The sequence below is a fragment of the Pelomonas sp. KK5 genome, assembly GCF_001984095.1.
GTDB lineage: Bacteria > Pseudomonadota > Gammaproteobacteria > Burkholderiales > Burkholderiaceae_C > KK5.
Window position 1 is genome coordinate 1 of sequence record NZ_LYVQ01000313.1, and the last position, 5,761, is coordinate 5,761.

At 71.5% G+C, this 5,761-nt stretch carries 4 protein-coding genes; all 4 read right to left on the reverse strand.

Annotation, left to right across the window (positions count from 1 at the left end; all coding sequences use genetic code 11):
* Positions 1–144: 144 nt before the first annotated feature.
* A complete protein-coding gene (locus B0W88_RS29070) occupies positions 145–546 on the reverse strand; it encodes a biopolymer transporter ExbD (RefSeq protein WP_077038029.1) in 402 nt (133 codons plus the stop codon).
* A gap of 4 nt (positions 547–550) precedes the next feature.
* A complete protein-coding gene (locus B0W88_RS29075) occupies positions 551–970 on the reverse strand; it encodes a biopolymer transporter ExbD (protein WP_077038030.1) in 420 nt (139 codons plus the stop codon).
* Between the two features lie 175 nt (positions 971–1,145).
* Positions 1,146–2,840, reverse strand: coding sequence for a DUF2341 domain-containing protein (locus B0W88_RS29080; protein WP_077038031.1), 1,695 nt, complete (start codon positions 2,838–2,840; stop codon positions 1,146–1,148).
* A gap of 21 nt (positions 2,841–2,861) precedes the next feature.
* The coding region (locus B0W88_RS29085) for a filamentous haemagglutinin family protein (RefSeq protein WP_144007046.1) at positions 2,862–5,761 on the reverse strand (2,900 nt) is incomplete at its 5' end.

Sequence of the window (5,761 nt, forward strand, 5' to 3'; positions counted from 1 at the left end):
GCGGCGGCGTGTCGGGCAGCAGCGAGATCTTCGCCACCTGGCGGCGCGGCGCCTCCTTGCCGCCCTTCAGCTGCGACAGCCCCCACCAGCCGGCCGCGAACAGCGCCAGCAGGACCAGCGCGAAGATGGCCTTCGACAGCCGGCTCATGTGCCGATCCTTGAGGTGACCAGCGCCATGTTCAGCTGCAGCCGGTTGCACAGGTCGACCACGGCGACGACGCCGTCGTAGCGCGCCTTCGCATTGCCCTTGATCGCGACGGTCATCTTGTCGTCGCGCGCGCGGGCCGCCTGCAGCTGCGACTCCAGCTCGGCCATGCTCGTCGCCACGCCGTTGAGCAGCAGCGCGCCGTCGGGCATCACCTGCACGATCTTCAGCTCGTGGTGCTCGGTGCTCGGCTTGTTGCTGGGCTTGGGCAGGGTGATCGAGAGGCCCTGCACCGAGGCCGTCGTCATCAGGATGAAGACGACCAGCAGCACATAGGCCAGGTCCAGCATCGGCGTGACGTTGATCGTGTCGTAGGGCTTGGCATCGGTGTTGAGTTGCATCGCTTCAACTTCCTTCCGCGCCGGCGCGCTTGGTCACCAGGCCGATCTCGGTGATGTCCAGCTTCTTCACCGTCTCCAGCACCTCCATCACCTTGTCGTACTGGGCGGCCGCGTCGGCCTTCAGCACCACCGGCAGGTTCGGGTTGGCGGCCTTGTACTGGGCCAGGGTGCTCTGCAGCTGCTGCATGTCGACCGGATAGGCGTCGAGATAGACCGCGCCGTCGGCGGTGATCGTCACCGCGCGGGTCTGCGGCTTCGCCAGGTTTTTCTGCGCCTGCGTCTGCGGGGACCGCACCTTGACGCCCTGCACCGAAGCCGTCGTGAGGATGATGAAGGTCACCAGCAGCACATAGGCGAGATCGAGCATCGGCGTGATGTTGATGTCGTCGTAGGGCTGGTTCTCGGTCTTGATGTCGGCGGCCATGGCTGCTACTCCGCGAACTCTTTGTCGAAGCCGGTATTTCGGGCCGAGCGCCGGGCCGCCCCAAGCCGGCCCGGCTGGCGATGTGCTCGCGGCTCGACGCCGCGGGCATCGCCGTCCCCTCGGGGGACCGACCGGGCACGCCCGCGTTCAGCGGGGCGGGACTGGGCGAGGGGCTTCATCGTGCGCCGTAGATTTCCGCCACGCGGGTGATGAACTCGTCGACGAAGATCTGCATGTCCGCGCTGACGTTCTTGATCCGCGCGGCGAGATAGTTGTAGCCAAACAGCGCGGGGATCGCGACGGCAAGACCTGCCACCGTGGCCAGCAGCGCGGCAGCGATGCCCGGCGCGATCGCGTTGACGTTGACGTCGCCCGCCGCCGCGATCGCCGCGAAGGTGATCATCACGCCGACCACCGTGCCCAGCAGGCCCAGGAAGGGGCCACCCGAGATGGCGATCGTCAGCAGCACCATCTTCGAGTTCAGCTTGTGGTTCTCGCGCACGAAGTCGGCATCGACGGCCGCCTTCACCGCATCGATCGAGGCACCCGACAGCGGCGCGCTGCCCGCCTCGCCGACCTTGCGCTTGGCCAGCTCGCGCAGGCCCGCCTCGTAGAGCCGGTACAGCGGCGAATGCGGATGCGCGCCATCGCTGCCGCCGAGCTTCAGCAGGTCCGCGTCGGCGGCGCGGAAGCGGCCGAGGAAGTTCTGGTTGTCCTTGTCCGCGCGGCCCACCAGCACGCTCTTGCTGACCATCACCCAGGCCGCGATCACGAACATCACCACCAGGATCGCGATCACCGCCTTGGCGTCGGGCGTCAGGCTCTTGATCAGGATGCCCATATAGCCGCCGCCCTCGCCCTCCCCGGCCGCGGCGCTGTCATGGGACTCGCGCTGCGAGGCGACCAGCCGGCTCTCGGCGCCTTGCGCGCCGGCGCTGACGGCGATCCAGTCGGCGCTGCGCAGCGTGCTCGCGATCTCCACCTCGTCCAGCAGTCCTCGCGCGCCCTCGCCCAGCTGCAGATTGCCGCTCAGCGCCGGCGTCGCCATGTCGCCCTGCGCCACCTGCGCGCCGCCGACGAACAGCGTCGCCTTGCCGCTGCCCAGGCGCAGCGCGACGTGCGTCCAGTGCGCCGCGCCCACGACGCCCCCAGCCACCTCCGCCTTGCCCTCGCCGCGCGCCACCAGCTTGCCGTCCTGCACCCGCAGGCTCAGGGCGCCCCAGTCCAGCAGCCCCGCCTTGGCGACGTCGTCGAGCTTGACCCACATCGACAGCGTCAGCTGCCGGCCCGCGTCGACGATGGCCTTGTCGCTGAGCGCGTAGGCGATCGGCTTGCCGTCCAGCTTCGCCGCGCCGGCCAGCAGCCCGTTCGCCTCGATCGCCACCGGCGCGACCGGCTTCAGCGCGCCGCTCGCGTCGGCCGCGCCCTCGCCGAAATGGAAGGCGGCCACGGTCGCCGGGTCGAAGCCGTCGCTGGCCGGCCCCGCCTCGGCGGCGGCCTTGGCATTGCCGCCGTAGACGTAGAACACGTTCTTGTCGCTGCCCGGCAGCACGCTGGGCACCTGCACCCACAGCACGGCCAGCTCGTTCACGCCGTCGAAGCGCTCGACGCTGAACTTCAGCGGCGTCTTGTCGTCGGCCGCGACGACGCGCAGGTCCGAGCCGTCCTCCTTGGCCGCGGTGAAGTCGAAGTTGCCCGAGTGCAGGCGCACCGCCACCGCCACCGCCGGCGCGGCCTCCTTGGTTTCCAGGCCCTGGGCCGAGGTGTTGAGCGTGATCTTCGCGCGCTCGGTCCAGGCCTCGTTCCACCAGGAGGCGTGAGCCAGCCCGGCGGCGGCCAGCAGGAAGCTTGCGATCAGTGTCTTGCGCATGTCGTCAGTCGATCTGAAGAGTTAGGAACTGCTGCCGTTGTTGCCGAAGCCGAGGAACTCGAGCAGCAGCTGGCGGCGCGAACGGCGCTTCTTGCGCGCGTCCTCGTCGGACTCGGGTGCCGCGGTGCCGGCCGAGGTCGCGGCGAGGGCGTTGTTCGCGCCCGGCGCCACCACCGGCGCCGGCGGCGCGGCCGGCGGCGGCGCACCGGCCGAACTGCCGCCGACGCTGAAGTCGAAGGTGTTGATGAAGGTCTTGGCGCCGAAGAAGGCATTGCCGGCCGAGCGGATGCCGGCCTCGCCGGCGCTGATCGCGCCCGAGGGCGCGTACAGGTCCAGCTCGCTGCCGGCGTTCAGCACGGCGATACCGCTGCCGCTGAAGGAGCCCGAGGTGTCGAAGTACAGGTGGCCGGTGGCGTCCAGGCGCAGCACCGGCGCCGGCGCGCCGACCACCGTCTTGGCGCCGCGGCCCGCGTCGATGTTCCCCTCCGAGGACCACAGCAGCAGGTCGCCGCTGCCCACGGTGAAGATGCGCGACTGGTTGACGGCGAGGTTGTCGCGCACCACGCCGGCGATGTCGCCGCCGTCGAGCGTGACGATGCCCAGCTGGCTCGGGTTCTTCGCCTGGCCGGTCGAGGCCACCTGGCCGGCGTCGACGCCGCCGCCCGGGGTCAGCAGCGCGATGCCGGCGTTCATCGCCGTCTTGACCTGGCTGGTCGGCATCAGGATGCTGCCGCCCGGCCGCCCGGCGTCACCGAGCGGGAACAGCAGGTTGATCGCCTGGTAGCCCCGCGCATAGTCGGCCGCCTGCGCGGCATCGTCGGTGGCCTTGGCCGCCGCGCGGCCGGCGCTGCGCAGCTCGCCGACCAGCACGCCGTTGAGCCACACCGCCTGCCGCTCCAGCGGCAGCGATTCGAAGCGCTGCGCCGCCGCGGCGTCGCTCAGCGAGGCCTCGCCGGTGACCTTGCGGACATAGGCCGCCAGCGCCTGCTGCTGCGCGGTGCTGGCCCAGCTGCCGAAGGCGGCATAGCGGGCCTGCGCCGGCAGCGCCGCGAAGGCCTGCGCCAGCAGCGGCAGCACCGCCGTCGCCTGCTGCGCGGGCGCCAGCATGCCGAAAGCGGCGCGGGCCTGATCGGGCGTCAGGCTGCTCCACAGCGGCTGGGTCTGGGCGGTGGTCTGCTTCAGCGCCTCGGCCACGCGGGCATCACCGACCTTGGTGCCGAGCAGCGCCGCCATGCGGATCGCCTGCTCGGTCGCATCGGCACGGGTGGGCAGCGACTGCGCGTAGCTGCCCAGCGCCGCCGTGTAGGCGCCGGTGCCCAGCAGCTGCTGCAGCGCCGCCAGCTGCTGCGCCCCGTTCATCGCGTTGAACGAGGAGTTGGCCGACGAAGCGCCGGCCAGCAGCGCATAGAGATCGCCGGCATGCCCCGCCAGGCCACTGACGCCCAGCAGCGCGAAGCCCTGCTTCGTCGCGTTCAGGTAGTCGCTGCCGTCGGCACGGATGCCGGCCACCATCGTGATGTCGGCACCGGTGGATGGCAGCAGCACGCTGGGCGACGGGCCGAGGCCATTGGCGTTGGTGCCTGAGTTGCCGATCGAGCTGACGCCGGCGCTGACGCCGAGGTCGATATTGCGCCCGGCCAGCACCACCAGGTCGCCGGGGCCGGCCACCTGGATCCGGCTGACGACGCCGCCGTTGCCGGCGCCCAGCACCACGTCGCGGCCGGCCTGCACCAGCGTCATCTCCGACTGCTGCTGCGGCTGGTGCTGGGCGACGAGGCCGCTGCCGTTGACGAAGACGATGTCCTGTCCCGCCGTCATGCGCACCGGCCGCGCGCTGCTGATTCCGCTGCCGTCCACGGTCACGTCGCCGGCCGCGGCGGCCAGATCGACCGGGCTGCGGTCGCTGGTGTCCAGGCCGCCGGCGCCGTTGGCGGTCGTGTTGCCCTGCGCGGCGATCGCCGCCGTGCGCGTGGCCGCGGCCACCGCCGGCGCGGCGCCGGCCGCGGTGACGACGATGTCCTGCAGGTTCAGGTCCTGCCCGGCCAGGGCCCGGAAACCGCCGCCCTGCGTGGCGATCTGCGTCACGCCGCCCAGCAGGTTCACCGAACCGGCAGGCGCCTCCAGGCTCACGTCGCCCGGCAGCTGCGCACCCAGCGCATCGGCCTGGCTGTTGCCGGTGAGCGGCTGCCTGCGGGCGAGGTAGCTGACGTCGCCGGCGGTGGACTGCAGGCGCAGCGAGGCCTCGTTGGACAGGCCGGTCACCGTCGTGCGCAGCGAGGCCGTGCCGTTGGCCGACTCGGCCATCAGGTTGGCGAAGCTGGCCGCGTAGCCGACGCTCAGGTCGCGCGCCGCGCTGACGCGCACCTCGCCGTCCTGGTAGACGAGCTGCAGGCCGGTCTCGCTGTCGTTGCTGCTGGCCGCGTCGGTCGTGATGCGGCCGCCGGCCTTCACCTGCAGCAACGCCCCGGCCGCATAGGCGCTGCCGTTGACGATGTCGTGCCCGGCGCTCTCGTAGACCGAGCCGCCGCCGAACTGCTGCAGCTGCGAAGCCGCGCCGCCCGTGCCGTTGATGACCCAGCCGTTGTTGGCCGCCGCGGTGCGCACGTTGATCAGGTCGTGGCCGGCCGTGACCTGCACCGAGCCGCCGCCGAAGGTGGCGATGCCCTGCCGGAACAGGTCATAACGCGAGAACCAGACGGACTGGGCCGCGCCGTTGGTGCCGCTAACCTGCGTGCGCCAGGCCCAGCTCGTGACGCTGTCGGCCGCGGCCGGCGTGGCGCCGACGACGTCGCGGCCGGCCTTGACCGAGATCGCGCCGCCGCCGTCGAGGAAGGGCGTGCTGGTGCCGTCGACCAGGATCTTCTGGTTCTTGATCGTCGGCAGGTTCACCGGCAGGCTGGCCGCCGGGAAGGGATCGGGAG